The sequence below is a fragment of the Peribacillus sp. NPDC096540 genome (genome assembly GCF_050278525.1).
Lineage (GTDB): Bacteria > Bacillota > Bacilli > Bacillales > DSM-1321 > Peribacillus.
The window spans coordinates 44,776-71,735 of sequence record NZ_JBNNTG010000028.1 but is presented as its reverse complement, the minus strand read 5'-3'; the positions used below and the strand labels follow the sequence as shown (position 1 = coordinate 71,735).

Genomic DNA, 26,960 nt, shown 5'->3' with positions numbered 1-26,960 from the left:
TTTTCATCGAGTTTGCCTACAGTCTGAACCATGGTATATGAATATATACCACGGCTTAAAATTGCTTAATCCCACTCTCTCATTCGTTCGATAATACTTTTCTTGACCATATGAAACTGGAACTATACCTATGAGAGAAAGAGGGTTATCCCTCTTCCTTCTAGATTCTATTAAATCGTTTTTTCCATACATAGGTTAAGGTAATGAAAATGTAGATGCAAAGTGTAATGATCGTTACGATTATGGATGTCGTGAAAATGACTCCGATCAGGATCGTTATTAAAGCGATGATCGCAGCCCATGTTGTATACGGGAACCATTTAACCGAATAGGCACTTGTTTTTCCGGTCTGTTGTTTACGTGATTTCAAATGGGCGAATGCAATGATCAACCAGATGAATAATACGGTATATCCCAGCGATCCCATTAGGAAATCGAAGGTCTTGCTTCCAGCAAATAAGGAAATCAGTACTCCGCCGTATAAAGCGGACGTACACATTAATATTGCGAAAACAGGAACTTTTTTCTTGGATAAACGTGAAAAGATTTTCGGAATGCGACCGTCCACGGCTTGTGTATACAGAACGCGGGATGAACCATACAATCCAGAGTTCATCGATGAAATGATCGCCAGTAGAACGACAGCGTTCATAATATGGTCTGCACCTGGAATCCCGATCATTTGAAAGACCATCACAAACGGACTTTCCGGCACACCGTTTACTTCATTCCAAGGAATTAAGCTAACGATGATGAAAAATGGAATGATATAGAAAGAAATGATCCTTACCAATGTACTGCGAACGGCTTTTGGAACCACTTTTTCAGGATTTTTCGTTTCAGCCAATGTGACCCCGATAATTTCCGTTCCGCCATATGAATAGATTACCACCAGCATCGCCGTGATTAAACCTGTTGATCCATTTGGAAAGAAACCCCCATGCTCAGTCAAGTTAGAGAAACCGACGGCTGTATGATCACCAAAAGTCACGAGCAATAACAATAATCCAGCCATGATGAACACAATGATGACGGTAATTTTAATTAAAGCAAGCCAGTACTCCGTTTCAGCAAAAACCTTTACCGACAGCAGGTTAACTGCAGTAACTAACACCGAAACAGCTAATGCCAGTATCCAGATTGGGTATCCTGGCAGCCAATATTGTATGAAAATCGCTGCAACCACCGATTCGGCCGTTATGTTCAATACCCACATTTTCCAATAGATCCAATCCAGGAAATAGGCAGGATACTTTCCTAGGATCGACTGAACTAAGTCCCTGAATGTTCGTGCACCACTATTGCGGACCGCCATTTCAGCTAAACCTTGCATAATGAATAATAGGATGATGCCTCCTATCAAGTACGCAATGATTACGGATGGTCCTGCCATATCAATGGCTGAACTGCTTCCTTTAAATAAACCTGCCCCGATGGCACCGCCTAATGCCATCATCGTAATATGCCGTGAAGTCATTGTCCTCTGTAAATTCCGTTTGTCCGTTTCCATATCATTACCTCCCAAAAAATCAAAAAAGGCATATCGTCTCTTCCTTCATAATCAAATGAAGAAAGAGACGATATGCCTTAAGCTTACCGCGGTACCACTCTTATTGGTTCTTTTGAACCCTGCTTTAAAAACCTTGTAACGAAGGTTAATCGTTAAAACAAAGAGAATAGGTTTGATCTAATCTTTTGCTTTACCACTCCCAGGCAAGTTCAAAGTATTATTGGACTGCGTTACACCACCCCGCAGCTCTCTTTACCGAATAATGAGCTTTTACTACTCCTGATCTTTGCGTTTCGAAAATTATATCTGAATATTTTTAATAATATCCAATACTATACGGATTCGATGTGAATTTGTCAATAATTTTTTCAGAATAATATATTAATAGTAACAAAACTTAGTGAATTGTGGTGAGCTAGCTATATAAAATCAGTAAAATACTATTTAGAATAAAGTATGATTCGTGATCACGGAAACCTTTATAAATTTTGTTGCCCAAAGGATCGTATAAATGAAAGGGTCTCCGCTATAACTCAAGCACTGAACAATGAATTTGGTATACCAGTAGAAACGATCTCCTTATTCTCTAATCTTAAGTGTGAAGATATCGAAAAATTCATGAAAGAAAATGATTCTCTTTCAATCGAGAAAAGATACAAACTTGCAGTAACAGTCCTTTTTTTGCATTATATATTTAAATGATTTGTTCATAACTTTATCCTAATTCTTCCGAAAAGAGGATATACCGCCGAATAGTTAGGGGCACCCTCTTTTCTTTATTAAAATTAGCAAATCATTAGCTCATTTAGTAAGTATGATACTCAGAAACCAGTAAAGCCTCCAAATACATAATTTGTTAGGAAAGAAGTCATGTTAGTCATCCAATCAAAAAACAAGAAAACACCCATAACAATCGTGAAATACCCGCCAATTTTAGTGATACTATGATTATACTTTCTTATCCAGCCTGATTTCCCGATAAAAAATGACATGATAAAGAAAGGTATAGAAAATCCAAGGATATAAGCAATCATATATAATAAACCTTGTCCCGTATATAACCCAATGGCCATTACGGCACCTAATATCGGACCCACACAAGGAGTCCATCCAGCTGCATATCCTATTCCGATCAAAACAGAACCTAAATAGCCAGATGGACGGCTTTTAAAAGTTATTTTCCTATCCATCATTAAAAATTTCGGCTGAAAAACTCCGACAATGATTAGTCCAAACATAACGATTAAAATGGCTCCCGCTTGTCTAATAAAATCAATATATTCATAAAATAGTTCATAAAAAAACGATGTCGAAAGCCCTAGCACCACAAAAATGATGGAAAATCCGACCAAAAAGAAAAAGGTATGAAACAGTGCCTTACGATTTAATTTGTTACTTTCTTCTTTTAACTCACTAACCGAAAAACCTGTAATATAAGATAAAAAAGCAGGATATAAAGGCAAACAACATGGGGATATAAAAGAAAGTATTCCTGCGCTAAATGCTAAAAAGATATTTAAATCTACCAATCAAACTTCCCCCTTTTGCATGTTTCAAGACTCTCCATAACTCTTAAAACTCCATCCCTAACCATGATGCAACAACCATCAAAACCCCAACTACAATTACCACAACTGGTCCTACAACAATTAAGCCAAATAACAAAGATACTAATGCTTCAATGAAGGTTCGAATAGGTCCTGTTTTTTCCTTTTTATTCGCTTGCTCCGTTAATAAGTTCTCAAGATGACCGACTTTTTGCTTCAATTCCTGCAACTCTTGAATCACCTTTGTGTCTTGATCCATTATTCCCCTCTCCTTTACAATAAGTGTTAATTATATCATTCCCCACCATTTTTTGGAGGAGAGGAAAGTGACTATTTGCCTTCAATTACCCATAGTCTTGTGAATAACTCTACCTAAATAAAAATCTATTTTTTCAAAATCTGTCATCAATGTTACAATAACAAGGTTGAAATTAAACCATTCTATAGAACACGTGAGGTATCATACTTTTTATGAAAGCACTACGATTATTAAAAAGTTTTAACTTTTTATATTTTGGACTTCTTGCCATTTTCATTCCGTTTCTCCCAGTCTATCTGGCTGATCAAGGTTTGCGTCCAGCCCAAATTGGATTCATAATTGGTACAGGAGGATTTGTCACCCTCATTACCCAGCCTTTATGGGGAATGATCAGCGACAAAACCAGGACTATACGCAAAGTCCTGTTGTTACTCATTTTTTTCTCGAGCGTAATCGGTTATTTTCTATATGACTCAAGCAGCTATCTTCAACTCATTCTGTTCGCCATGCTGCTATATTTCTTCCTGATGCCGATTGATCCCCTGACGGAAAGCCTAAACTTTACGATTGCGGAGAAATCTGGGATCAGTTACGGGTCCATCCGAACATATGGTGCATTGGGTTATGCGGTCATATCTCTGATCACTGGCTATGTTATGTCATATTTCGGAGCAAACAGCCTGGCCTTCCTTTTTGCCGGCATTGGTTTGATCAGTTTCATTGTCAGCTGGATGATGCCTGATGCACCCGTATCGGGGAAACCTGTCACCTTAAGCAGCCTTAAGCATTTTTTCAGTAATAAAGAGACTCTTCTTTTCCTGTTATTGGTCTTTATCTGTGCTGTTCCAGCGAGGATGAATGACACTTTCCTCGGAGTGTATATCCGGGAACTTGGAGGAAGTGCCAAGCTTGTAGGCTTGACCTGGTTCTTAGCAGCAGGAAGTGAAATTGTTGTTTTCGCCTTAAGCTTCTGGTGGCTGCGCAAGGGTAAGGAAATCATCATCATTTCGTTCGCAGCTGGGTTTTTCTTTATTCGTTACTTCGTCTCTGCCTGGATTACCGATCCACATCTATTAGCTTATTTGCAAGTCATGCAGCTATTGACTTTCCCTATCTTCTACTCTGCTGCTATTCAGTACCTGTATCGGATTGTTCCGGTGGAGTGGCGTGCCACAGGCCAGACCGTACTGGCGCTGCTATTCTTCGGGGTTTCGGGAATCATTGCTTCTTATATAGGCGGAGCCATATATGGGACTTTCGGCGGCCAGACCCTTTACCTGTTCATCTCCTCCATCTCCTTTATCGGAATGGTATTTGCCTTGGTTCTTTATCGGATATATGGCAAAAGGCTCGATACTGCAGAGGAAGCTGTATAATCCAAAAAATCGTATAAAAAAGAGCATGTTTTGATCAAAACATGCTCTTTTTGTATTCAAATGAAGTTTCCGTTAGCGAAATAAAGGGGCAACCGTTAACATTAGCACAGAGAAACAAAGCAGGATTGCCGTTGTCCTGTTTGAGAGTTTTACTTGTCCGTCATTTTTATAGAACCCTGAAAATTGAAGCCGGTTTTTATAGAGTATATAGAGTAATGGAAAAATTGCCATACCAACAATCCATCCGCCCCTGGTATTCTCTACGGTTATTCCAAAAATCGCATAGATTGAATTAATGATGAACCCCATTATCATTCCAATAACAAAAATAATAGTGATTATACGAAATAATTCTAAGATAACTCTTAACATCATTTCACCTGCTTTCTGCCTACTTTCCCGTTTTCCGTAAAAAAAAGGCTGCAATCAGCAACCTTGAAAGAACTTTTACAGGATGGGATAATTCCCTAAATATAACAAACTTTCATCTTTTGGTAAATAGACGCTCCTTACTCTTCTTCTTGAACGAGCGAATGCTTAAATGCGTAAATCACTGCTTGCGTGCGGTCCTGCACAGCAAGCTTACTTAGTATATTGCTGACATGTACTTTGGCTGTTTTCAGGGCTATGTATAGTTCATCAGCAATTTCCTGATTCGATTTCCCCTGGGTCATCAATAGTAAAATTTCCATTTCACGGTTTGTCAATTGATCATGAAGCTGGGTAATCTTTGGGCGACGCAACTTTTCCATCATTTTTCCCTTCACTTCAGGTTCAAGTACGCTTTGACCCTGGAAAGTGGAACGGACGGCTCTCGCAATCTCGCTTGCCTTTGATGTTTTCAACATATAGCTCGTCGCTCCGGCTTCCAATGCCGGGTACACTTTTTCATCATCCAGGAAGCTTGTCACAATGATGATTTTTGCTTCAGGCCATTTTTCAATAATTCTTTTAGTAGCTTCTATGCCATCCATTTCCGGCATGACTAAATCCATCAAAATGATATCTGGACGTAACTCCATTGCCAGTTCGACAGCTTTCAAACCATTATCCGCTTCACCAATCACTTCGATATCTGCCTGCGCGGATAAATAGGCCGATACCCCGATCCTTACCATTTCATGGTCATCGACAAACAATACTTTAATCATCATGCTCACCTCCAGCATTTAATAATGGGATTTTCACCTCAAGTTTCGTTCCTTTATTCGGAACGCTTACAAGTTGCATCGTTCCGCCTAATTCCACAGCCCGTTCATGCATGTTTTGCAGACCATATGATCCCGTTTTCGACTCCTCGACGTTAAAACCGATGCCATCATCTGTTATCCGTAAAATGATCAGCCCATCACGAACGATCAATAGCACTTCAAGCGAGTCCGCTTTTGCATGTCTAAGTGTATTGGAAATCGATTCTTGTAAAATCCGAAACAGATGGTCTTCAACCCCCTTATCCAGAGTGGTCGACTCCATCTTCCACTTTATATCCATCGTCACTTTTTGGGACAATTCCTCAAGGAGCTCCTTCATTCCTTCCTGTAACGATTTCCCCTTTAACGCGACGGGTCTCAGGTGCAGCAATAAAGCCCTCATCTCAAGCTGTGATTGATGGATCATCTCTTCAACTAACTTAAATTGTTTCATTTCAGCTTTTTCCATATCGGATTGTGACTCGGTAATGGCCGACATGAACATCGAGGCGGCAAACAATTGCTGGCTCACCGAATCATGCAGTTCCCGCGCTAAACGGTTTCGTTCCTGGGAAACGATTTCCTGGATCTGTTTCTCCTGATCAATGGCCTTTTCATTCGCCATTTTTTGCGATAATTTGGTCTGCTCATTGATTTGCTTATGAATTAGATGCATCCGTTCCACCATTTTAGCCATCTCCTGGACCGGATATGACTCCTGTTGAGAAGGTAGGCGGCCCTGTTCAAGTAAAGAAAGCCCTTCATCGACCCTTTCCAGCTGCCTCTTCCAAAACAAACCCGAAACGACACCATAGAAAAGCCCTACCGTAATGACCAGACTTGGCAGGAATATGACGAAGGGTAACCCCATAACCACTTTCTCCCATAATACGCTCCAGTCGGATAAAGGAAAGATAAAGAAAACCGCCGCCGGTAAGGCAAGGGAAAGGACGAAAGAAACACCAAGGGCAGTCAATATCTGCCGTGTCATTATGCTCATACCCGCTTCACCTCTAAATCCCCAACTAAGATTGAAGTGATGATATGAACCTTATGATCCGTTTCATTGAACCCTTCCGTTTGGTAGGAATAAATTTGATTAAAGACCTTGGATTCAGGCTTATTTTCAAAGATCCGCGCTCTACCTGCAATGACAGAATGATGGACCTTGATTTCGATGCCATACGGTACAAGGACAGTGATATTGCCAATGATATTCCTGATGGAAATGACAGCGTCGCCTTTCGGTAAAATCGTTTTGCTTAAATCGATAACCGTATCACCGACCCCGCCCTGAACATTCACGGAATTCCATTCATATACATGTTCGGCCGTTTTTTGATGACCGAACAACCTATTTTGAAATAGATAATCGGTCTTAAGCAATCGTTCTTTATGGATCCGTTCTTCGTCCAAGTCCTCATTGGTTAAAATGGGATTAATCCAATCTGGGTTCTTTTTGGACTGATAATATAAAAGCAAAAGATAAATGAGGATCGCCATAAGGAAAAATCTAAAGACGTACATATTCAAGACAGTGATGATAAGGGAAATCAGCCCTATAAAAAATAGGACTTTCCCGATTGACCGTTTTGTGAATTTCCTGCCTAAATAGATCAATCCTATCGAAAAAGCGAGGGAGAAAAGAAGACCTCCACCCGTAAATGAAATCTCTAAAAAAAGCAGGACGACTCCGATGAGAAGTATCCATCCCATATAGTCCGTCTTCATCTTATTCAACATCGGTTCGCCTCCCCTGTATATGATCATGATATTCTTAAAAGGCACAGGAACCCGTGCCTTTTAAGAATACCATGAAATTATCACGTTCTGACAGACTGTTTTCCCCCGCCCTCATTTCTAGGAAGTCAGGGGATAACAGCAATGCTTTAAAATACCTTTACGCTTCTTTCTGTTCCAGCTCCTTTTCAAGCTGGACAATCCTAGCATCGATTGTATGCCGATTATAATCTGTATGGACTTGATGTTCGATACGATCGATATAATGCTCCATTTCTTCAAACATCGCTACCGGTTTGGCGTCGGAACTGCCCCCGTCTAAAACCCGATTGATCCGGTGGTTTGCCCGGGCAATATTCTCCCTGCCCATCAGTTCCATCCGCTTTAGATGCATATCCTTGAGCTTATGCTTCATTTCTTCATATTTCCGCTCCAGTTCAGCTAATTGAACTTCTGCACTTTTATGCGCCTCCTTCAAACTTAGCGCACGATCTTCATAGTGCAGGCTTTCCTTTAAAGCAAATTCCATTAAATCGGTTTCTCCTGACTGCTTAGCAATTTCAGCTTGATGCTTACGTTTTTCAGCCAGATTTTGCGCTTGATTATATTCACGCGTAAACTCTTCTTTCAAAAGATATTGACGTTCAAGCAGCTTACCGACCTTTTCTGTCTCCTGCTCGCATTGACGTAAATACTGATTTAACATTCCAATTGGATTTTTTTGCTCCTTTTTATCCAACAAGTCGTGAAAATCCGCTGAAATCGTTTGTTTCATTCTTGAAAATAAATTACCCATTCCAATTCCATCCCTTCTATTAGTTCTTATTCAACTCTTTCCACTCTCTTTCAAAATTTGAGAATGGGTCCGTTTCTTTCGATACATTTTCATCATTTTCATTCCATTTTTTATAGACAAGGTAAAGAACATAAGCTGCTACCAGTCCTAATATCGCTGGGATATGAGAAACAGCAACTACTAGCACGATAAGGGAGATTGATCCCCAGGCAATTTTGGCTCCTGTGGATTCGGACTTCATGAACTGTTTGAATCCAAAATATAGGATCGCCAAGCAAATCGCCAGGCTGATTAATGGACCAACATTCGCTAACAACATAAATAATGCGATCAGTCCTACAATAAATAAACCAAATTTCTTCATTGTTTTCGTCCTCCTTTCCATGTTTATATCTTATCTAGTTTTACGAGTCCGTATAATGAGCCTTAGCTATATTTTCTAGTAAGACTTAAGGCGTAGTTGCTATAAGCCCACACTAGCTTAGGGTGTTTTGTTCCTGAATTTGAGAGGTTTACTATGTTTGGGGCGTTTTACACATGAATTCAGCGGCTTACTCGTGAGTCTAGGCGGTTTACTCGTGAATTGAGCCGCTTTACTCGTGAATTTGGGCATTTTACTCGTGAATTGAGCCGCTTTACTCGTGAGTTCAGGCGGTTTACTCGTGAATTCAGCTTGTTTTGGTTATAAGTGGTTGAAATAAAATTAAACCTTCCGATTGTATTAAACCGGAAGATTGTTTGAACTGCCAAATATAGCATCATTAATATAATTACAAATACAAACCTTCGACGTAAACAGACGTGATGGTTTTAGCAATCTCTTCGACAGAACTCTGATGTTCGTTTCGGACAATTTCCCAAAGATACATTTCATTTGCGAAAAACCAACCTCTTGCAACAAGCTCATGGTTTAGTTCAGCTCTTGCCAGCCCATTTTGCTGTGCATAGGCGACGTCCTTTGAAATTCGCTGAATGAACTTCATACGGATCGCCTTCCATTTATCTGAGATGACAGTTGAAATACCAATGGCCTGTTCGAAAACTTGCATCATATTGCGTTCAGCCTCTGCCATTTTCAAAAAAGCATTAGCTTGTTTATTTATGATATGTTTTGCTTCGTCCTTCGATTTTGGAAAGAAAGAAGTCTCCGCAATTTCATAAAATTGCTCCATAACATTCTCCATTAATACAATTAAAAGATCCTCTTTCCCTTTAAAATGAACATAGGCAGTTCCGTACCCCACGTTTGCCTTCTTGATCATTTGGGAAATAACCGCAGCTTGAAAACCTTCTTCAAGAAATATCTCCTTTGCAGCTTCTAATAACTTTTGACGTGTCATAATTGAGCGCAAATGTCGTTTATCCCCTACATTACCATTATCCATTCCTATTCCTCCCCTTATCTTCTAGCATAAAGGATTTCTATAAAAATAAAAAACAATTGCTGGAAAATATTTTTTTCGAATAATTTAATGTTTATAATTTTCTGAATTAAGTTATTGACATCATGTCATATTCTTTGGTACGATTCTCCTAGAATTAAACTAATATAGGAGGATGATTATGAATTCAAAATACACGTTGGATTACGCAAAACAAATGGATGAGAAAGATTCCCTTAAAGGTTTTCGAGAAGAGTTTTATTTAAAACCGGATTCCATCTATATGGATGGAAACTCATTGGGGCTTCTTTCTAAAAGAGCTGAACGCACTCTTTTGGAATCTTTGGAAGATTGGAAGGAACATGGAATTGATGGATGGACACAAGGGAATCACCCATGGTTTTTCATGGCAGAGGAATTAGGCGCTAAGATTGCCCAATTAGTGGGAGCTTCTCCTGAGGAAGTTATTGTAACCGGCTCCACAACTGTAAACCTGCATCAACTTGTAACTACTTTTTATAAGCCGAAAGGAACACGCACAAAAATTTTAGCGGACGAACTAACCTTTCCGACTGATATTTATGCTCTTCAAAGTCAGCTGCGTACACATGGATACGATCCGCTAACACATCTCATCCGCGTAAAAAGTCGCGATGGAAGATTCCTTGAAGAGGATGATATTATCGAAGCAATGACGGATGACATCGCTTTGATCATCTTGCCAACAGTCCTGTATCGAAGCGGTCAAATATTGGATATGAAACGATTAACTGATGAAGCTCATAAAAGAGGAATTGTAATCGGATTTGACGGATGTCATTCCATTGGTTCTATCCCGCATTCATTCAGTGAATGGGGTGTGGACTTTGCGTATTGGTGCAATTATAAACATTTAAATGGCGGTCCTGGCGGTGTTGGCGGCTTATATGTAAATCAAAGACATTTTGGAACGATGCCTGGATTGGCTGGATGGTTCGGGTCCAGAAAAGATAAACAATTCGATATGGAACATACATTAACACCAGCTGAATCAGCAGGCGCGTATCAAATTGGAACGCCACATGTATTAAGTTGTGCACCATTGATTGGGTCTTTAGAAATGTTTATAGAAGCTGGCATTGAGAATATCAGGGAAAAATCCCTTAAAATTAATCAATATTTAATAGACTTAATTGAACACGAGTTGGAAGACATGGAATTTTTCATTGGAACTCCTAGAGAAGACGTACGTCGCGGGGGTCATGTAAGCCTAGAGCATAAAGAAGCTGCACGGATTTGTAAGGCATTGAAAGAAAACGGTGTCATTCCGGATTTCCGAGCACCAAACATCATTCGTCTTGCTCCAGTTGCACTATATACTTCCTACGCAGAAGTTTGGGAAGTGGTACAAACACTCAAGAAAATCATGTTGGAAAAACAATATGAAAAATTCAAGAATGAACGTGAAGTGGTTGCATAACGCGAAATTCCGCTTCCCTCGAATGGTTAGTTGAATCAGTCGGTTAATATGGGCGGTCAGTCTACACATAAAGAGATGGGAACTCAATGCCCATTATCTTAGGATAAAATCTTTTGAAAAAAAGGGGATGAACTATGGAGAATAAAAATACTCAATTGAACTTTAAAGATGAGCCTGAGAAAGGATTAAAACGTGAGCTGGAAACAAAACAGCTTTCCATGATCGCAATGGGCTGTGCCATCGGGACGGGGCTATTCCTTGGAAGCGGGCTTGCCATTCAAGCGGCAGGGCCAAGTGTATTGCTCAGTTATGCACTCGGGGCGTTCATTGTCTTACTATTGATGGGCTGTTTAGCCGAAATGACGGTTGCCCATCCTACTTCCGGATCTTTTGGAGCTATTGCTGAAAAGTACATGACTCCTATGGCAGGCTATCTTGTCCGCTATTCTTATTGGATGGGCAATGTTTTGGCTGTTGGGGTGGAAGTAAGTGCAGTCAGCGTGTATATGAATTATTGGTTTCCGACCGTGCCGGGAATCGTATGGATTTTGGTGTTTGCAGGTGCCCTGATTTATGTAAATGCTACTAGCGTGAATACATTCGCTACATTTGAGTATTGGTTCTCCTTCATTAAAATAAGTGCCATTGTTGGTTTTATCCTTCTTGGATCCTATGTACTATTGGGTTCATCCGAACAGTCAAATATAGGACCAGAAAACTTTGTAAATGAAGGCGGTTTTTTCCCATTTGGTATGAAGGGAATGTGGATAGCCGTATTTATTTCTTTATTCAGCTTTCTTGGAACTGAAATGATAGCGGTTACATCAGGGGAAGCAAAAGATCCAGATGAAGCTGTTCCAAGAGCATTAAAAGCGACTGTCTTCCGTTTATCCACCTTCTATGTGTTGACAATCGGCATCATGTTGATGATCGTTCCGTGGAAAACGGCTGGGATCGAGGAAAGTCCATTCGTCAAAGTAATGGAAATCTTGAACATTCCTGGTGCATCCGGGATCATGAACTTTATTATTTTAACGGCTGCAGTATCTGCCATGAATGCCCAGCTCTATGCTTCAACACGTATGATGTTTTCATTGGCTCGCGGAAAACATGCACCTAGCTTTTTAGGAAAGCTAAACAAAAGGGGCGTTCCGGGAAAAGCACTTGCTGTTTCTACAACTGGGATTTTCATTGCTGCAGGTGTTCATGCGTTACTTCCTGGTTCATCCTATGCATTCATGATGGGGATCTCCATGTTCGGTGCCATGTTCACATGGCTCATGATCTTCATTTCCCATTTGTTTTTCAGGGTGAAATGGGAGAAAACCGGCGGACGCAAGTTACCGGTAAGGATGATCGGTTTTCCCTATTTAACGATACTGGGAGCCGTTCTTCTATTCAGCTTAATGATTACAACATGGTTTACAGATTTCAAGATTATGCTTCAATTCGGGATACCTTGGTTACTATTTTTAACTGTTGCTTATTTTGTTTCAAAAAGAAGAAATATTAACCATAATGTAATGGAAGAATCCCTGGAAAAGAAGATAGAATAGAATGACGGAATAAATAGTTTTGCATATGGAGAAGTGAGGAGATTGCGGAATGAAGAATATGGATAACAATGAACAAACAATAACAGGTCTAGAGAAAGAAATTCAAACCGATTTTCAAAAATCGATGTCATACGGAGATTATCTCCACCTTGATAAGATTTTAACTAGTCAACATAGATGTTCCGATCATCATGATGAAATGCTTTTTATCATTATCCATCAAGCGAGTGAGTTATGGATGAAGCTCATTTTACATGAGTTGACAGCTGCTACTCAGTGTATACGTCAAAACAATTTGGAACCCTCGTTTAAAATGTTGTCGCGCGTTTCGAGAATTCAGCAGCAATTGATTCAGTCATGGAGTGTCCTTTCAACTTTGACACCGGCTGAGTATATGGAGTTTAGGGATAAACTAGGACAATCTTCTGGATTCCAATCTTATCAGAATCGCTTGATTGAATTTGCACTAGGAAACAAAAATGTTCATACGCTATCAGTCTATCAACATCAGACCGATCTATACGAGCAAATGCAGCAGGCTCTTCATGAGCCAAGTATTTATGACGCGGCGATTAATGCTCTTGTGGCACGTGGATTACCTATTGATCAAGAAGCTATCAGTAGGGATTGGTCACAAAAATATGAGCCAAACACAAGTGTAGAAGAGGCGTGGCTGACAGTTTACCGCGATGTCGAGCAATATTGGGACTTATATGAGTTGGCTGAGAAGTTAGTGGACATTGGCAATCAACAGCAATTATGGCGTTTTAATCATATGAGTACAGTAGAAAGAATTATTGGTCATAAACAAGGAACTGGTGGTTCATCAGGTGTTACGTATTTAAAAAGAGCTCTAGACCAACACTTTTTCCCAGAACTATGGAGCCTAAGAACGAAGCTATAAGAAGAAAATAAGTAGGTTATTCATAGAAAGTAACAGTCAGTAGAGATGGAGGTAAGATGCATGGGAACATGGATTGATATTTCACAACGTCTGGATGAAAACGTTGCAGTCTGGCCTGGAGATACCCCTTTCTCCTACAAAGTCAATTGGAGTAAAGAAGAGAGTGGATCTGTCAATGTAGGTCAAATCAATATGAGTGTACACACTGGTACTCATATTGATGCACCTTTTCATTTTGATAACGATGGAAAAAGAGTGATTGAACTGGATCTCGATTTATATATGGGAAATGCTCGAGTAATCCATTTACCAAACAAGTCAAGCATCGGAGTCAATGAATTATCCAATCTGGATCTGCAAGGCGTGACGCGACTGTTAATCCGGACTGACGCTTGGAAGGATAGACGTGTGTTTCCACAAACTATTCCTCATGTCCAACCAGAATTAGCTGCATATCTTTCAGAACTCGGCGTTCGTCTTATTGGTCTTGATTTACCATCAGTAGATCCATTAGATAGTAAAGAACTGTCTGCCCATCATGAGCTTGCCGGTCATGGAATTCACATTTTGGAGGGACTTGTATTACAGGATGTGTTACCAGGGGATTATGAATTGGCAGCCCTCCCACTTCCATTAGTTGAAGCAGATGGAAGTCCGGTACGTGCTGTATTGAAAAAATTACCCTAAAAAGAAATAGAACTTTAGATAATATTTACAGCGTTGTTATTGAATGAAAATTTTTTAAAAATAAAAAACAAGCCGAGTCACAAAAATGATTTGGCTTGTTTTATTTATCTTGTTCAATTAAACTGCCCACGTTGTCCCTGCATAGGGCATTGACCCTGTCAACTAAACTACCTCCCCCATCCTTATAGAAAATTACCCATAGCATTTTTATCTATCTTCCCTCTGCCTACTTCAAAATCATTCAAGCTCTTATTTATCTCCCCAAACTAAGTTTATTTATGTTAAATTAAATGTAACAATTTTCACAATTTTCATGTTTCTAATGGAGGTCTCTAAATGGAAAATTTTTATTTGTTTGTGCTTATGTGCATTCTTCTCATTATTCTACCTGGTCCAGATACAGCAATAACTACAAGGAATACCGTTACTGTTGGGACAACTGGAGGTTTAAAAACGATGTTTGGCACGTGTTGCGCACTTCTTATTCATACATCAGCTGCAGTGTTGGGCCTTTCAGCAATCATTGTAAAATCCGCTTTATTATTTTCTATTTTCAAATACGTTGGTGCCGTTTACTTGGTATATCTAGGAATTAAGACGTTATGGGGGTTAAGAAATAAGGAAGTGGCAGCAACTACTGAAACGATTGTCAAAAATAAGTATGAAAACCAGTCTTGCTTTAAGCAAGGGTTCCTTACCAACCTACTGAATCCTAAAGTGGCCGTTTTCTTCTTAACGTTCTTGCCACAGTTTGTGGATCATGGAACCAATACTTTTTTACCGTTTCTTATAATGGGCATAACTTATACCGTATTAACCGTAGTGTGGTTTGTATTTTATATCTATTTACTGAACCAGATTAGTGCTTTTATGAAAAAGCCTAGAACACAAGCGATATTTGAAGGAATAACGGGTGCGATACTGATAGGTTTTGGGATAAAACTAGCTCTGGAAAAAGCTCATAATTAGATGGATGTTTAAGACCCTTCGTTGATAAAACGAAGGGTCTTTTATTGAAGGATAATTACTTAGATAAACCGACTTCGAGTTCTCTATGAAAATTTCCTTCTAATCATTACAAAGTGCAAGTGGGCGTAACATCGGACAAAAGGGATTGTCTTGCCCTAGAAAATACTCAGCCGTGGATTTGAAATAAATTCGTACCGGTTATAAAAAAGTTGCACCGTTCTTAAAAAAAGTTTAACCGAAAGCATAGATAGATTTCGTTTTTTCTTATAATACGAAAGGGGCCTGTTAGTTCAAAAAAATTATGATAAGCTAGACTCAAAATCTAGGAGGCAGAAGGATGAACTTTTTTGATTGGCAAGACATAACCTGAAAATTCAGAGGCGAGACCATGTAATTCTGGGTGAAAACTGTCTTTTTTTTATGTTATTTTATACTTTTAAGGTATCCATATCCGCCATCTGATCTAGCTCCAAGGGCAAATAAGCATATTCTCCGTCCTTAATAATCTCACATTTACGAACTGGAATAGGATATTTAAAAATGGGCCCATCTATTACTGTGGTATGGAATTCTCCACCTTCTCCGCAGGGGTCAATACCACGAGCTTCAAGCTCCTTCACGTATTCATGGGTTAACGTTCGCCCTAAATCGTCCTCACGCATTCCAATTGATAAATTAACAGTTACAATGATCGTTACAAATCCTAGATTTATGAACTCTTCGACAGCTTCACGATGGTTCATTTCCCATAAAGGCATCCCAAGCTTTAATCCAGCATTCTTCGTAACCTTTTCGTGCCAACAGCCATGAGCAGGCATATCCAAGTCTCCAGTTACTAACACTTCTGCTCCTTGATTTTTAGCTTTTTCTAAAAGGCGCATAAATACTTTTTCATAATCTGTCCAACTTGCAGCTGCAGTATATACGGGCAAACCTATTGATTTAGCTTGGGCACGAATGAGTTCCGGAGGCAATCCATGGGATCTGGAACGTTTCCCTTCTTCCTCCAGCATGACGATCAGTCCAACCGCTTCTCCAACCTTCACTGCTTTATATAGAGCTAAGACACTATCCTTTCCTCCGCTAAAAGAAGCAATAAATTTATGTCCGCGAGCACTATTTTTCCAATCCATTAATTCTGCCATTCATATCTTTCCCCTTTATTCTAATGACTTTTTTCACGGCCAATTTCATATTTTATATATAAGGTTTCATAGCTCTATTTGTTTGATTTTATCATTATTGGACCTTACAGATAAGATATTATTGCACCCTGATACAAAAAAAACTTGAAATCTAAAGATGAAGAAAATTGAAGGTTATCTAAAAAGAAACTACTTCATTATCGACAGAGAAAAGATAAGTAATACCGCTAAAGGAGGCTTTTCTTGAAATACTACTGCAATAGTGATTTGGACGATTTTCCATTTAAAGGGCGCGATTCTTTAATAAGAATCGCTTTTCTTATAGAACTAACGGGTACGTTAGCTAGTTAAGGAACACAAAAATGATCAAACTTTTTTATAAAAGCAGAATCCTATTAAATATTATAAGGGCAGTGTTTTGATTAATCTATTTTCAAAACATGCCCTTTCTATTTATACATTTATCTGGGTTTCTTGTATTAATTTGATCAAAGCGACATCAGCACCATATATAGACGCTATTAGTCCTCGTAATTACTTAGCATACCCGTTTACAAAAAAACCAACTGTTTCGAGTTCACTTTCGGTCAAATTTCGGTTTAGCTGCTTGACCAATTCCTGCTCCATTAAATCGCGATTTCCCTGATGGTTAACAACAAGCCTAGCACAATCTTTGATTAGCTTTAGCTCGGTCTCCATTTCCTGCTTCGTGCAAGGCTGATCATGATGGGAGAGTATATATGTATCGGCATCATAGGCTTCTATCTTCTTAACGAGCAGCAAAGCTTGTTCAGCCGTATAATTCCATTTTTCTGCATAAAGATTGGCATAAAGACAATCTCCTAGAAATAATGTTTTTTCCTCCGGAACATAAATGATACAAGAGTCTGCTGCATGATCGCCGCCAACATGTTCAATTACACATGTTATATCGCCTAGATCAATGGTAAGCACTGTTTCAAAAATAATATCGGGCAACGGCAGGTCAATATTTCTCTTTGTCCCGAGTTCCAACTTGATTGCATCGGCACAAAATGGAATTTCAGTCCCTGCTTCGACCCGTTGATCAAGATCGTGATCTTCCCATGAAAGCTGCTGCATATCTTTAATATTGTTGTAAGTTTTCTCCTGACAAATTACCGGAATTCCTACATTCTCCAGTCCAAATACATGGTCCCAATGGGAATGGGTAAGAACAAGAAAATTCCCGCTCATATTAGCCTGAAGTAATTTGTCCTGAAAAAGCTGTGCGTGCTGGACAGAGTTACCGGCATCGATGATAAGAGTTTTCATAGCTCCAGAAACGGCGGCAAGAATGGGCCGATCAGTTTCTGCCACTGGAGTCAGGTAGACAATATGTTTCGATAGATGCTGTAAAGTTTGCATGTTTCTGTTCTCCTTCGGATAATGGATGATATCTCCAAGATTGATTAGCTTTCCTAAAGTATAGCAAATTACACATTTGTTAATTAGTCAATGATCCATTTTAAACGGATTTTCTCCGTAAAAAGACAACAATCACTGGATTGCTGTCTTTTCGTCATCATTCAAATGAACCTTTTCCAATATACCGTTATTTTCGAAAGGGCATTTAAAAAGGTCGCTTTAAAGAAAGATTCTTCCTTTTTCTGATCTTCAGGTGGTTCTATATATCTTTTATTGTCCGCGACAAGTGTACTATCTGAGATTTTCGACTCAATGGTCCCTATCAATTGCGCTGCAAATTCTTCACCATCGATTATCACTATCGATTCTGTATTTAAAAAGGCAGATCGCGAATCCAGATTGAAGGAACCAACTGCACTTAATCGCTGATCATAAACAGCCGATTTACCATGCAATGAATAAAGCTTTGAATATTCATAAAGCCTTGCCCCTGTCTCAACGATACTATCCCTAAGTGCCAAGTAACTGGAAAAAGCGATCACATTCGGGGTGGATGTCACCGAGTTGGTAAGTATGGTCCAATCAGCTTTTGAATCCATATTCTTTGGTACATATTCCTTCATGGCATCCGCAGGAACAATATAGGGACTCTGGATTAGTACCGACTTTTTGGCGTTCGCAGCAATATCCACTAGAGATCTCCACACAAAAGGGTGTTTATTGAAACGTTCGATTGGATTATTAATGAAGGACACTTTTTTAGTAGGTGTTGTAGTCTTGCTCCAATCGACGGCCGGATTAACGAAATCGGCATTATTTTGAATAGCTTTGCTGTATTGATTTAATAATGTATTTCTGACGCGTTTTCCTTTTTCCTTTTTCCTTTTCGAAAGGTCCGCAAAGACTTTGCTCGTATACGGATGAGTCCATAATTCATGTATATAGTCCTTCATTTCAACGATTACACTATCTTTCTCCTGTTCAGCATTGAAAATGAGTACATCCCGGTCGTAGACATAATTCTTGGGCGGATTGCCCGCTAAATACTTATCGGCGATATTCCTGCCTCCGATGATGCCTAACTTTCCATCTGCAGTGATTATCTTGTCATGAAGGCGGTTATGCCAGGTCCAGGGCTTAAATGGCTTAAAGGTTTCGTAGTACCTTAATTCAATGTTTTCATGCGATGCCAGTGCATAACGAACACTGCTTAATTGACCTCTGAGTCCATGAGAAATTCCATCCAGAAGGATTCTAACTTTGACACCGCGGTCAGCAGCTTCGAACAAGGCTCCAAGAATAAGTTCAGTTGATTTACCTTTTCCAAAAGCGTAGTAGGCAATATCGATTGAATGCTGGGCTTCCTGAATCATTCGCATTCGGGCTAGTCCCGATTCATAACCATCTTCAAGAAGCAGGACACGATCCACGGTGGATTCCTTCTCCCCCATATATGCACTTATATGTTTAATCGGCCTATCTTCTTCTTTTTCCTTGAGGAAGTAGAAAAGGACCACTGCCGTCACCACTACATACAGGAAATATAATAGAAGAACGAGCAGAAATCCTTTAATCATCGTTTGTGCAGTCATAGCGCTCTCCCCCTTTACCCGATATTCTATTACTATTCGTAATTAGTACGGGCTCTATACAATATCTTCAAGCTATATAAATTCTCATAAAAATAACCCCTCTGACTAATTAGCCAGAGGGGTTATTTCATTTCCTATAGTGACCATTTACCTATCTTAGGACCGAAGGCATGATCCTGGGTGGAACTTGGAACTTTTATTTTTTTTAAATGTGACAAAGTAGTGAACATGTAAGCAGTTGCATACTATTATATAGAAGGAGGGATTTCATGCTTAAACAACCTGATAAGATAAGTATTTTCAATTATTGTTTTGCATTAGCTGTGTCAGAGGTGTTCTTTTTATCCAGCTTTTATCTTTCCATTCTAGACGTTTCATTATTTGCTTTAGCTTTACCATTTTCCGCTTTATTTCTATTAGTCTCCTTGTACCTATTCCTTCGAACAAACAAAGCGGCATTACACAGTCAAGAAGATCGAAGAAGGGAAATTTATGCTTTCTATCATCAATCTTTCGGGATCTTCACAATCATTTTTTTCGTTTTGCTCTTTGTTGCTTTAGCGTATATCCCCTTGCTGCAAAACGGAGGACATGTCTATATACTTTATTGTTTACCCATGGCTCTATTTTGTTTGATTCCTTCGATTACATCGTACAAGGGAATGAAATTATACAAACTGGAATCTGACAAGAACTTAACGAAAATCTAATCTGGTTATACATGGCCCTAAAGTGGATCATCTTTGAATCCGAAAGCTTTAGTGCTTTTTTTATTTTCACTTCAGGCATTTTAACAAGCCTTCAAGTTCCTATATACTGCCTGGAAAACGGGCACCGGCGGCAAAGCCTTTCTGTGAGATCCTTTCGTTTCCCGCAAGATCTGCTTTGATATAACTTCAAGAATCAATGGAAATGAATTGATTTTCATATCCGTTAGGTCGAATTTCGTTTACGCTCTTTCTATGTTTTTTAGTTGAATGTATAGGTAAAATGAGGATATAATAAAGATAACTAACATATATAAAAAAAAGACACTGGTAAAAACCAGCGTCTTAATGAACAGCAAACTGCATAAAGAGCAGCGGCTTTCTGTGGTAAGTCAGTAGCTACTCGATCAAGAAAGTAACCCTTTTCCTACATACATCTGGCCGGATGGTATGGAGGGGGTTACTTTTTTAATGTAACCGCGATTACTGCGACGATTAAAGAGGCGAATGAGATCATAAGCATCAAACCGTCCATTATAGAAATCACCAGCGACACCCCCTTTCTGAAAGGAGTGACCGCTGCCCACTATACCAAATTGCTATCCATTTCCATTATAACTGTATTTACATGGTATTTATAGAAAAATATAGATACATTTAATTTCAGTATTACTATCCATGTTTTTTTAATAAAAAATCCCACTAGAGAACAAATTTTACGTGATTTCCCCCTTATTCTTCCACTACACGGCCAGCCTTATAAATGTGGAACCATCCAATCGTACCTGAACCACCTTGATCCATCCAATCTTTGCTGGAATAACGACCAATTGGTAAATAATATCCAGAAAGTATATTGCCGAAAAAAGGAGTTGTTGTCCCTCCTTTTTAACAGAGGATTCGTTAGTTTTGCTACTTTTATAAAGAACTCAAATCGATGTTATTAATGCTTATATGGAATCACCTCGCCCATGGTTTCTACATATAAGATATAGCATTACTTTATTTTTCCATATATCAATTGAATGTAATGTGAAAATTTGACCTTAAGGAGGACATTGATTGTGAATCCTGGTTTTGTTCCTGATAATAAAAACATAAAAAAAACGAGTGGGACTCCAAATCTCTTTTTTGACTCAAGAGATAATGTTTTTTTTGAACGGGACCCTAATAATAAAGCTTACGAGGTTACCTCAACCCAATTACCTGCAATGGTAGGCGGGGCTTTTGTAGATCTTTACCTAACAAAGGGACATATTCGGGAACCTCATTGGCATCCGAATGCATGGGAGTTGGATGTCGTTGTATCAGGTGAAGCCCTTATCTCAATTGTTGATCCAGACACTAAGAAGTTGCATAACTATATCGCTAAACCTGGTCAGGTTGTCTTTATTCCCATGGCTTGGTGGCATTGGATTAGACCGGAATCGGAAGAATTGCATCTCCACCTCTTTTTTAACAATGATCAATTCGAAACGGCAGAAGGTTCTGATATGTTACGTCTAACTCCACCAGAAGTTTTCCAACTTTCCTATGGTGTCGATTCAAAGAAAATAGCCGATTCATTATCGCCAGTTAAAGAGTCGGTCGTAATTGGTCCTCCTACAAAAAATCCCTCTAATAATAGAGATCATATCTCACAAAATACAAACCGTACCGAACCTGCTTACAATGAAAGGCAAAATGGGAAAGCTGAAAGAATATCCATAAATATTAATGAGAAACCAATTGATTTTTAATGTGGCTTTTTGTCGATGTCTTAATGTAACAAACCTGGTCCTTTCGTTACACAATAAAAAGGTTGCCGCAGCAACCCTGATTTTTGAAATGGTTCATTCAGAAACAGTGAAACCTATAACTCTTGAAGCTCATTAACAGTTACAAACTTATATCCTTCATTCGATAACAATTTTATTACCCCTTCAATCGCTTGAAGTTCTTTACCAGTATCATCATACATGGGATGCATCAAGATAATCGAACCTGGTTTAATATGATCCTTCACATAATTTACTTTGTCAGAAGCAGAAGTGTAATAGCTATCTGGCTCAATATTCCAGGTTATAGTGTCCCTATCATTTTTATTTAAGTAATAAGGCAAGCCAACAAGTTTTTTTCCGTTTGGTGGTCGAACATCAATTTCACCCTTATATCCGGAGTTTTGAATTAATTTATCCGTTTTCTCGATTTCCTCTTTGATATATGAGGACGATTTAAAAATCATTCGCTTGTGAGAATAGGTATGATTTCCAATCTGATGTCCTGCTTCTACAATTTTTTTAGCTTCCTCTGGGTATCCTTCTATTTCGTTACCAATTAGGAAGAATGTAGCCTTTACATTGTATTTATCTAATAATGGTAGAATCTGATTTACATTCTTCGATGGACCATCATCAAAAGTCAGAGCAACCACTTTTTGATTTGTCTCGACTTTTTCTGTTAATCCTCCGAATAACTGGTGTGTTCTAGAATTCATTAATTTATATGTACTAAATAATAGAATGAAAACTAACAGTATTCCGATTCCAATAAATATTAATTTCTTTTTCATAAATACAACCTTTCTTTCTAAAAGTTTTTTTAATTATTTATTATAACAAAAACCATTAACCCTTCTTAAACAGCTATTTTTAATATCTAACCTTCTTTAGTTCAAAAAGAAAAAGGTTGCCGCAGCAACCCCTCTTTTATTCTCAAGTACTCCTTAAATGACAAAGTACCTGAAATACAAACTATCACAATCTGGGATCCACAGGATCGGATTCCATGGCCAATGTTCCCAGAACACATTCATGGACTCTTTCAATCGATTCACCTTTTACATATCTTTGAATGCCTTCGATTCCCAGAGCAAATTCTCTCAGTGCCAGTTTTTGCTTTTTGCCTGTATTCCTGCTTTTAAGCCGCTCAAGATTTTTCGGAAGCAAGTAGTCCATTCCATAAATAATGTTAAGGTACTTTCTTCCCCTTACTTTTATTGCGGGCTGCAATAGCTTGCCTTTATTTCTTGAAATGTAGAATTCCGGCTTGATTACAATGCCTTCATGGCCTTCGCTTGTGATTTCCTGCCACCATTTAATGACCTCTTCTTCACTTGCTTCACCCGTAATTAGTTTGTATTCCGTTTCAACAAATAAACTAGACCGGATTGCAAACTCCCTGTTCATCTCCATATGCCATGTATGTGGCTGATCAAAAAAGGTTTCATTGCTATGAGCAAGTACGTGGAATGGAGCGATTTGAATGGAATTTATATCTTCAATCTCCCAGCAATACTTTTGAAAGACTTCTTTGAAAGTATAGGCGTTTTCCAGTTTTTGCTCATACTCTTCCAGCCATCCTTTTAAATCTTTATTTTCAAGGGCTGCTTCCGCTATTTTTTCCTTCAGCATCATTCGATCAAGAATCGCATTTTCGGAAACGTGGGCATATTGACTGCTGATGAGCTCTTTTGCCTTCAGGTTCCAGGGCATGATTTCAGCGTCCAGGAGTACATAGTCTGTATCGTACTTTTCAAAATAGCCGCTTTCATGCAAATCTTGATTGATTATTAAGACCAGTTCTTCCTCCGTCGCGACGTCAAAGAAACGTCTTCCCGTTCTAGTATAAATAACCCCCAATGATTCAATGCCTGTATGCTTCTTAGCAGCTTCAGTATTTTTAAATAGAAATAGAATCGCCCGGCTCCCCATATGTTTCTTTTCAGCAATCATGGTTTGAATCCCATGGCTTCTGTAATAGTTAATTGCCTCTTTGGGATGCTCTAAATAATTTTCCAATGAGGACGGACTTGGTGTTGGACTCATTGTAGGCGGGATGTAGATTAATTGTTCAATCGGTATCGTGAAATGTGATACCGTATCAATCGCAGGTTTTATAATATCCTGATGAATTTTAATCTCACCCATTTTTTCTGTCAATACAGAATAGCCATTGATGAATTTACCAATATTCGGCGGATTCAAACGGTTTTTCTCCCATTCTCTTAAAGGATTGTCATCGGCTCCTGAGAAATCTTGACTCGCTTGTACCGAAATAAATTCCCCCTCCGGATAGCGAAAAGCAGTTAATGCTCCGCCAAAGACAACACCTTGATCGATGTTGATGGTATTGTTGATTAGCAGCGGTTGTGGCTTTGGATCATGTCCCCAGACAATCAACGAGCTTTTCTTATGAGAAATAAACCAATCTTTACGTACTGGCTTTCCTTTTTCATCAAATCCATTCGTATCACCGTAACGGCAGAAGTCACGAACAGCTTCTGACTGCTTTCCGATGAATGCGTCTTTGATTCCGGCATGAACACAAACTAAAGTCTGCACACCATTCTTGGTAAATATATAATGGGAAGGAGCTTGAAGGAGGAATTCTTTAAGTGACTGTTTCGTTTCCTCTGCTTTTTCGCTTCCATACTCCTTTTCGTACGCTTTAAATTCTTCTTCCACTTTTTCATCGCCATGATTTAATGTTACGTCTCTTCCATCCAGCCATCTAGCAATTTTCCAGCCGTGATTGCTGTCAATCATATAGGCAACGTCCTTTTTAACATGTTCATAGAAAAAGAGCATCGTTTTAAGCGACTCTGGTCCTCTGCTCATGACATCCCCAACGGAAACAAACTTCCGGCCTTCGGGGTGAAGATAAAGTCCATCCTCATTTTTTTGATAGCCTAGTTTTTCAAGGACGAGGATCATTTCGTTATAGCAGCCATGAATATCCCCAATGATGTCTATCCCATTCTGAATATCCTTTTCAATTGGATTTGTACGTCTGCTAACCTGAATATCTTTTGCTTCCTTTATCGTATAAAGAGACGAATAGCCTTCTTTTTTTAGTGCGCGCTTTTCCCTTTTGAACGTCTGGTATTGCTGTTTGATACGTCTTTTTCCGCGTGGATTTTCTCTATGTACATCTCTGATCAACAGTTCATCTTCAGGTATATCCAGAACAATCGATAGAATTGGGACATTGTTCTTTTGAGCTATAGAGATATATCTTTTCCGATCATCTGGGTGAAGATTTGTCGCATCAATAAAGGTTAATTTATTTAAACGGCATCTTGATTCAATGACAGAATCCATCATGGAAAATGCTTCTCCTGATATGGCCTGGTATTCATCCATCAGATTGTCCGCTTCATCCTTTGGTCTGTCCCGCCAATCAATAAATTCCAGATCACTCACCAATACCCGAAAGGCATCTGAACTAACAACCTCTGAAGGTAGAATCACTTCTTTTTCGATCATGCTTTTTAACCATGTTGACTTGCCGCTGTTGGATGGTCCAATCAGCAAGACTACTCCTGCATGGGGCAATACGATTTGCATAGTTAGTCCTCCTTTCTTTCGAACACACACATTTGTGTCGGATAACCATATGTATTATGCTCTTCACCAATTCCTTCAAATTTAAGGCTATAGATATCGCGGTGATTTCGCTCTGTACACCACTGACGAAATTCAGCTCTTGTCCACTCAAAACGATGATCGTTGTGTCGAAGAACATCCTCCATATCGTATACCTCGTTATATTCACGATTTGGAGTTGTAATAATCAGGGCATTCGGTTGATATTCATGTAATATCGTATCCAGTACCTTAGGCAGACGGTACTCATCGATATGCTCGATGACTTCGCACAAGATAATAATATCCTTGTTCTTTAATCTTTCATCATAGTAGAAGAGTGAGCCCCATAGTGTTTCAGGAACCACAAATTTTTCTTTATTCTTTACTTTATCGAATCGCCCTAAGGCTTTGATGGTAGCAGTTTGGGACGGCTCAACAGCCAGAATTTCTTTTATCCCTTCCACAAAACCAAGGCGTACGGAAAGTTTCCCTTCACCTGAGCCGAAATCCACGATGGTGCTAGGGTTCATTTGACTAACGGTATCAACAATTTTTTCATATCGAAGATCATTCAACCGAACCTTGCTTTCTTTTTCTTCTTTCTTCTCTTCAGGTTTCTTGTTCTCAACGATGCTGTATACTTCCTTAAATCTAAGTGATTGCCGATAGATATAATCTCGCATCGGATGATCTTTCAGCCACCCGTCTCCATATCTCTCAAGCTTTTCAATTTCTTTTTCATCAATGTAGTAGTGCTTATAGTTATCGATGACCGGAATCAATACAAACAAATGCCTTAACCCATCTTGTAGTGTTTTCATTCCTTTTAAAGAAATATATCTTGCTGAGCTTTTATCTTTAATTTGGAAAGAGTACTCAATTTCCGGACGGGTAATCGTCACTTCATACCCAATCGGCTCAAATAAATCCTTTAATTGCTTATCAGAAAGAGAAGAAACCACAGGGCCAAACTCGAACTGAAACAAAAACGGATGATTCACCCACACTGTATGCTCTTCCTTCGGCTGACCATTCAAAGCCGTTCCCAGTGCAGACCTAATCAATGAACAAAAAATGCTGCTTACCGCAAACTCCCGATCATTTATATAATGAGTAATGTCATAGGAATTGGAATTGCCTTTTACCAATTCGATCGGGTCAGGTGTAACAAAAATCGTCGCTTCTAGCTCTGTTTCTGTAAACTTGCTATAAAAAAGGCGCACTAAATGGCCTTTATGATTTCTCTCATATAAATTACTTGGGTTCTTAGACAATAAATAAGATATAGCTTGTACATTGTCGCCCGAAGCCTGAATCGTTAACTGCATTTGGAACACTCCTTTCAAACACTTCATTTACTAAAAAGCTATCATATCAAACTGATCATCAATTTTCAGAAAAAAGCAG

25 protein-coding genes and 1 other annotated feature are annotated in these 26,960 nt (G+C 39.0%); of the genes, 9 read left to right on the top strand and 16 right to left on the bottom strand.

The features are described from left to right. Positions 1-160: 160 nt before the first annotated feature. Complete coding sequence (locus ACQKMR_RS21060; RefSeq protein ID WP_427699066.1) at positions 161-1,510, bottom strand: amino acid permease; 1,350 nt, start codon at positions 1,508-1,510, stop codon at positions 161-163. Between the two features lie 60 nt (positions 1,511-1,570). Next, positions 1,571-1,806, bottom strand: a binding site (T-box leader). Between the two features lie 160 nt (positions 1,807-1,966). Here ACQKMR_RS21060 and ACQKMR_RS21055 point away from each other — a divergent pair. Next, positions 1,967-2,212 carry an HTH domain-containing protein gene (locus tag ACQKMR_RS21055; protein ID WP_427699065.1) on the top strand — a complete coding sequence of 82 codons (246 nt, stop codon included), beginning with the start codon at positions 1,967-1,969 and terminating at the stop codon, positions 2,210-2,212. 119 nt (positions 2,213-2,331) lie between these two features. On the opposite strand, the gene ACQKMR_RS21050 is transcribed toward ACQKMR_RS21055, so the two are convergent. Both ACQKMR_RS21050 and ACQKMR_RS21045 read right to left on the bottom strand, forming a co-directional pair. Further along, a complete protein-coding gene (locus ACQKMR_RS21050; RefSeq protein WP_427699064.1) occupies positions 2,332-3,039 on the bottom strand; it encodes a cytochrome c biogenesis CcdA family protein in 708 nt (235 codons plus the stop codon). A gap of 43 nt (positions 3,040-3,082) precedes the next feature. Next, positions 3,083-3,316, bottom strand: a complete 234-nt coding sequence (locus tag ACQKMR_RS21045; RefSeq protein WP_427699063.1) for a hypothetical protein — start codon at positions 3,314-3,316, stop codon at positions 3,083-3,085. Between the two features lie 212 nt (positions 3,317-3,528). Between ACQKMR_RS21045 and ACQKMR_RS21040 the strand changes: the two genes are divergently transcribed. Further along, a complete protein-coding gene (locus ACQKMR_RS21040; RefSeq protein ID WP_427699062.1) occupies positions 3,529-4,692 on the top strand; it encodes an MFS transporter in 1,164 nt (387 codons plus the stop codon). Between the two features lie 72 nt (positions 4,693-4,764). Here ACQKMR_RS21040 and ACQKMR_RS21035 read toward each other — a convergent pair whose 3' ends face one another. The 7 genes from ACQKMR_RS21035 to ACQKMR_RS21005 all read right to left on the bottom strand — a co-directional run bounded on the left by ACQKMR_RS21035 (position 4,765) and on the right by ACQKMR_RS21005 (position 9,803). Next, complete coding sequence (locus ACQKMR_RS21035) at positions 4,765-5,064, bottom strand: hypothetical protein (RefSeq protein WP_427699061.1); 300 nt, start codon at positions 5,062-5,064, stop codon at positions 4,765-4,767. 137 nt (positions 5,065-5,201) lie between these two features. After that, entirely contained in the window at positions 5,202-5,843 is a 642-nt protein-coding gene (locus ACQKMR_RS21030; protein ID WP_427699060.1) for a response regulator, read from the bottom strand. After that, on the bottom strand, positions 5,836-6,882 hold the full coding sequence (locus ACQKMR_RS21025; protein ID WP_427699059.1) for a histidine kinase: 1,047 nt from the start codon (positions 6,880-6,882) through the stop codon (positions 5,836-5,838). Before ACQKMR_RS21025 ends, ACQKMR_RS21030 begins: the two co-directional genes overlap by 8 nt. Beyond that, positions 6,879-7,625, bottom strand: coding sequence for a cell wall-active antibiotics response protein LiaF (gene liaF / locus ACQKMR_RS21020; protein WP_427699058.1), 747 nt, complete (start codon positions 7,623-7,625; stop codon positions 6,879-6,881). Before liaF ends, ACQKMR_RS21025 begins: the two co-directional genes overlap by 4 nt. A 157-nt stretch (positions 7,626-7,782) precedes the next feature. Then, entirely contained in the window at positions 7,783-8,418 is a 636-nt protein-coding gene (locus ACQKMR_RS21015; RefSeq protein WP_427699057.1) for a PspA/IM30 family protein, read from the bottom strand. A 19-nt stretch (positions 8,419-8,437) separates the two neighbouring features. After that, positions 8,438-8,782: a flagellar basal body rod protein gene (locus ACQKMR_RS21010; protein ID WP_427699056.1), complete on the bottom strand. Its 345-nt coding sequence runs from the start codon at positions 8,780-8,782 to the stop codon at positions 8,438-8,440. 406 nt (positions 8,783-9,188) lie between these two features. After that, positions 9,189-9,803 carry a TetR/AcrR family transcriptional regulator gene (locus ACQKMR_RS21005; protein WP_427699055.1) on the bottom strand — a complete coding sequence of 205 codons (615 nt, stop codon included), beginning with the start codon at positions 9,801-9,803 and terminating at the stop codon, positions 9,189-9,191. Positions 9,804-10,017: 214 nt separating this feature from the next. On the opposite strand from ACQKMR_RS21005, the gene kynU reads away from it, so the two are divergent. From kynU to ACQKMR_RS20980, 5 genes are all read left to right on the top strand, one after another. Further along, positions 10,018-11,259, top strand: coding sequence for a kynureninase (gene kynU, locus ACQKMR_RS21000; protein ID WP_427699089.1), 1,242 nt, complete (start codon positions 10,018-10,020; stop codon positions 11,257-11,259). A gap of 134 nt (positions 11,260-11,393) precedes the next feature. Further along, the gene (locus ACQKMR_RS20995) at positions 11,394-12,815 is read left to right on the top strand and encodes an amino acid permease (RefSeq protein WP_427699054.1); all 1,422 of its coding nucleotides are present in this window, start codon (positions 11,394-11,396) and stop codon (positions 12,813-12,815) included. A gap of 58 nt (positions 12,816-12,873) precedes the next feature. Further along, positions 12,874-13,719 (top strand): tryptophan 2,3-dioxygenase, encoded by an 846-nt coding sequence (gene kynA, locus ACQKMR_RS20990; RefSeq protein WP_427699088.1) that lies wholly within the window; start codon positions 12,874-12,876, stop codon positions 13,717-13,719. Between the two features lie 60 nt (positions 13,720-13,779). After that, positions 13,780-14,406, top strand: a complete 627-nt coding sequence (kynB, locus tag ACQKMR_RS20985) for an arylformamidase (protein ID WP_427699053.1) — start codon at positions 13,780-13,782, stop codon at positions 14,404-14,406. 336 nt (positions 14,407-14,742) lie between these two features. Further along, positions 14,743-15,375 carry a LysE family translocator gene (locus ACQKMR_RS20980; RefSeq protein ID WP_427699052.1) on the top strand — a complete coding sequence of 211 codons (633 nt, stop codon included), beginning with the start codon at positions 14,743-14,745 and terminating at the stop codon, positions 15,373-15,375. Between the two features lie 428 nt (positions 15,376-15,803). On the opposite strand, the gene ACQKMR_RS20975 is transcribed toward ACQKMR_RS20980, so the two are convergent. The 3 genes from ACQKMR_RS20975 to ACQKMR_RS20965 form a co-directional block, all read right to left on the bottom strand. Beyond that, complete coding sequence (locus tag ACQKMR_RS20975; RefSeq protein ID WP_427699051.1) at positions 15,804-16,520, bottom strand: diphthine--ammonia ligase; 717 nt, start codon at positions 16,518-16,520, stop codon at positions 15,804-15,806. A 534-nt stretch (positions 16,521-17,054) separates the two neighbouring features. Next, the gene (locus ACQKMR_RS20970) at positions 17,055-17,906 is read right to left on the bottom strand and encodes an MBL fold metallo-hydrolase (protein ID WP_427699050.1); all 852 of its coding nucleotides are present in this window, start codon (positions 17,904-17,906) and stop codon (positions 17,055-17,057) included. Between the two features lie 161 nt (positions 17,907-18,067). Beyond that, positions 18,068-19,498 (bottom strand): phospholipase D-like domain-containing protein, encoded by a 1,431-nt coding sequence (locus ACQKMR_RS20965; protein ID WP_427699049.1) that lies wholly within the window; start codon positions 19,496-19,498, stop codon positions 18,068-18,070. Between the two features lie 269 nt (positions 19,499-19,767). On the opposite strand from ACQKMR_RS20965, the gene ACQKMR_RS20960 reads away from it, so the two are divergent. Continuing rightward, complete coding sequence (locus ACQKMR_RS20960) at positions 19,768-20,208, top strand: hypothetical protein (protein ID WP_427699048.1); 441 nt, start codon at positions 19,768-19,770, stop codon at positions 20,206-20,208. Between the two features lie 1,058 nt (positions 20,209-21,266). Then, on the top strand, positions 21,267-21,944 hold the full coding sequence (locus ACQKMR_RS20955; RefSeq protein WP_427699087.1) for a cupin domain-containing protein: 678 nt from the start codon (positions 21,267-21,269) through the stop codon (positions 21,942-21,944). Between the two features lie 113 nt (positions 21,945-22,057). Here the strand turns inward: ACQKMR_RS20955 and ACQKMR_RS20950 are convergent, their stop codons facing one another. From ACQKMR_RS20950 to ACQKMR_RS20940, 3 genes are all read right to left on the bottom strand, one after another. Continuing rightward, positions 22,058-22,756, bottom strand: a complete 699-nt coding sequence (locus ACQKMR_RS20950) for a polysaccharide deacetylase family protein (RefSeq protein WP_427699047.1) — start codon at positions 22,754-22,756, stop codon at positions 22,058-22,060. 184 nt (positions 22,757-22,940) lie between these two features. Further along, the gene (locus ACQKMR_RS20945; protein WP_427699046.1) at positions 22,941-25,532 is read right to left on the bottom strand and encodes a polynucleotide kinase-phosphatase; all 2,592 of its coding nucleotides are present in this window, start codon (positions 25,530-25,532) and stop codon (positions 22,941-22,943) included. Between the two features lie 2 nt (positions 25,533-25,534). After that, complete coding sequence (locus tag ACQKMR_RS20940) at positions 25,535-26,881, bottom strand: 3' terminal RNA ribose 2'-O-methyltransferase Hen1 (protein ID WP_427699045.1); 1,347 nt, start codon at positions 26,879-26,881, stop codon at positions 25,535-25,537. Between the last annotated feature and the right edge of the window lie 79 nt (positions 26,882-26,960).

Bases quoted from the DNA above. Each gene is read 5' to 3' on its own strand.
- ACQKMR_RS21035 (WP_427699061.1), bottom strand. From the start codon at position 5,064: ATGTTAAGAGTTATCTTAGAATTATTTCGTATAATCACTATTATTTTT.
- ACQKMR_RS20965 (WP_427699049.1), bottom strand. From the start codon at position 19,498: ATGACTGCACAAACGATGATTAAAGGATTTCTGCTCGTTCTTCTATTA.
- ACQKMR_RS21030 (WP_427699060.1), bottom strand. From the start codon at position 5,843: ATGATTAAAGTATTGTTTGTCGATGACCATGAAATGGTAAGGATCGGG.
- ACQKMR_RS20970 (WP_427699050.1), bottom strand. From the start codon at position 17,906: ATGCAAACTTTACAGCATCTATCGAAACATATTGTCTACCTGACTCCA.
- ACQKMR_RS20980 (WP_427699052.1), top strand. From the start codon at position 14,743: ATGGAAAATTTTTATTTGTTTGTGCTTATGTGCATTCTTCTCATTATT.
- kynU (WP_427699089.1), top strand. From the start codon at position 10,018: ATGGATGAGAAAGATTCCCTTAAAGGTTTTCGAGAAGAGTTTTATTTA.
- kynB (WP_427699053.1), top strand. From the start codon at position 13,780: ATGGGAACATGGATTGATATTTCACAACGTCTGGATGAAAACGTTGCA.
- ACQKMR_RS20950 (WP_427699047.1), bottom strand. From the start codon at position 22,756: ATGAAAAAGAAATTAATATTTATTGGAATCGGAATACTGTTAGTTTTC.
- liaF (WP_427699058.1), bottom strand. From the start codon at position 7,625: ATGTTGAATAAGATGAAGACGGACTATATGGGATGGATACTTCTCATC.
- ACQKMR_RS21040 (WP_427699062.1), top strand. From the start codon at position 3,529: ATGAAAGCACTACGATTATTAAAAAGTTTTAACTTTTTATATTTTGGA.
- ACQKMR_RS21005 (WP_427699055.1), bottom strand. From the start codon at position 9,803: ATGGATAATGGTAATGTAGGGGATAAACGACATTTGCGCTCAATTATG.
- ACQKMR_RS20960 (WP_427699048.1), top strand. From the start codon at position 19,768: ATGCTTAAACAACCTGATAAGATAAGTATTTTCAATTATTGTTTTGCA.
- ACQKMR_RS21025 (WP_427699059.1), bottom strand. From the start codon at position 6,882: ATGAGCATAATGACACGGCAGATATTGACTGCCCTTGGTGTTTCTTTC.
- kynA (WP_427699088.1), top strand. From the start codon at position 12,874: ATGGATAACAATGAACAAACAATAACAGGTCTAGAGAAAGAAATTCAA.
- ACQKMR_RS21010 (WP_427699056.1), bottom strand. From the start codon at position 8,782: ATGAAGAAATTTGGTTTATTTATTGTAGGACTGATCGCATTATTTATG.
- ACQKMR_RS21060 (WP_427699066.1), bottom strand. From the start codon at position 1,510: ATGGAAACGGACAAACGGAATTTACAGAGGACAATGACTTCACGGCAT.
- ACQKMR_RS21045 (WP_427699063.1), bottom strand. From the start codon at position 3,316: ATGGATCAAGACACAAAGGTGATTCAAGAGTTGCAGGAATTGAAGCAA.
- ACQKMR_RS21055 (WP_427699065.1), top strand. From the start codon at position 1,967: ATGATTCGTGATCACGGAAACCTTTATAAATTTTGTTGCCCAAAGGAT.
- ACQKMR_RS20945 (WP_427699046.1), bottom strand. From the start codon at position 25,532: ATGCAAATCGTATTGCCCCATGCAGGAGTAGTCTTGCTGATTGGACCA.
- ACQKMR_RS20995 (WP_427699054.1), top strand. From the start codon at position 11,394: ATGGAGAATAAAAATACTCAATTGAACTTTAAAGATGAGCCTGAGAAA.
- ACQKMR_RS20940 (WP_427699045.1), bottom strand. From the start codon at position 26,881: ATGCAGTTAACGATTCAGGCTTCGGGCGACAATGTACAAGCTATATCT.
- ACQKMR_RS20975 (WP_427699051.1), bottom strand. From the start codon at position 16,520: ATGGCAGAATTAATGGATTGGAAAAATAGTGCTCGCGGACATAAATTT.
- ACQKMR_RS21015 (WP_427699057.1), bottom strand. From the start codon at position 8,418: ATGGGTAATTTATTTTCAAGAATGAAACAAACGATTTCAGCGGATTTT.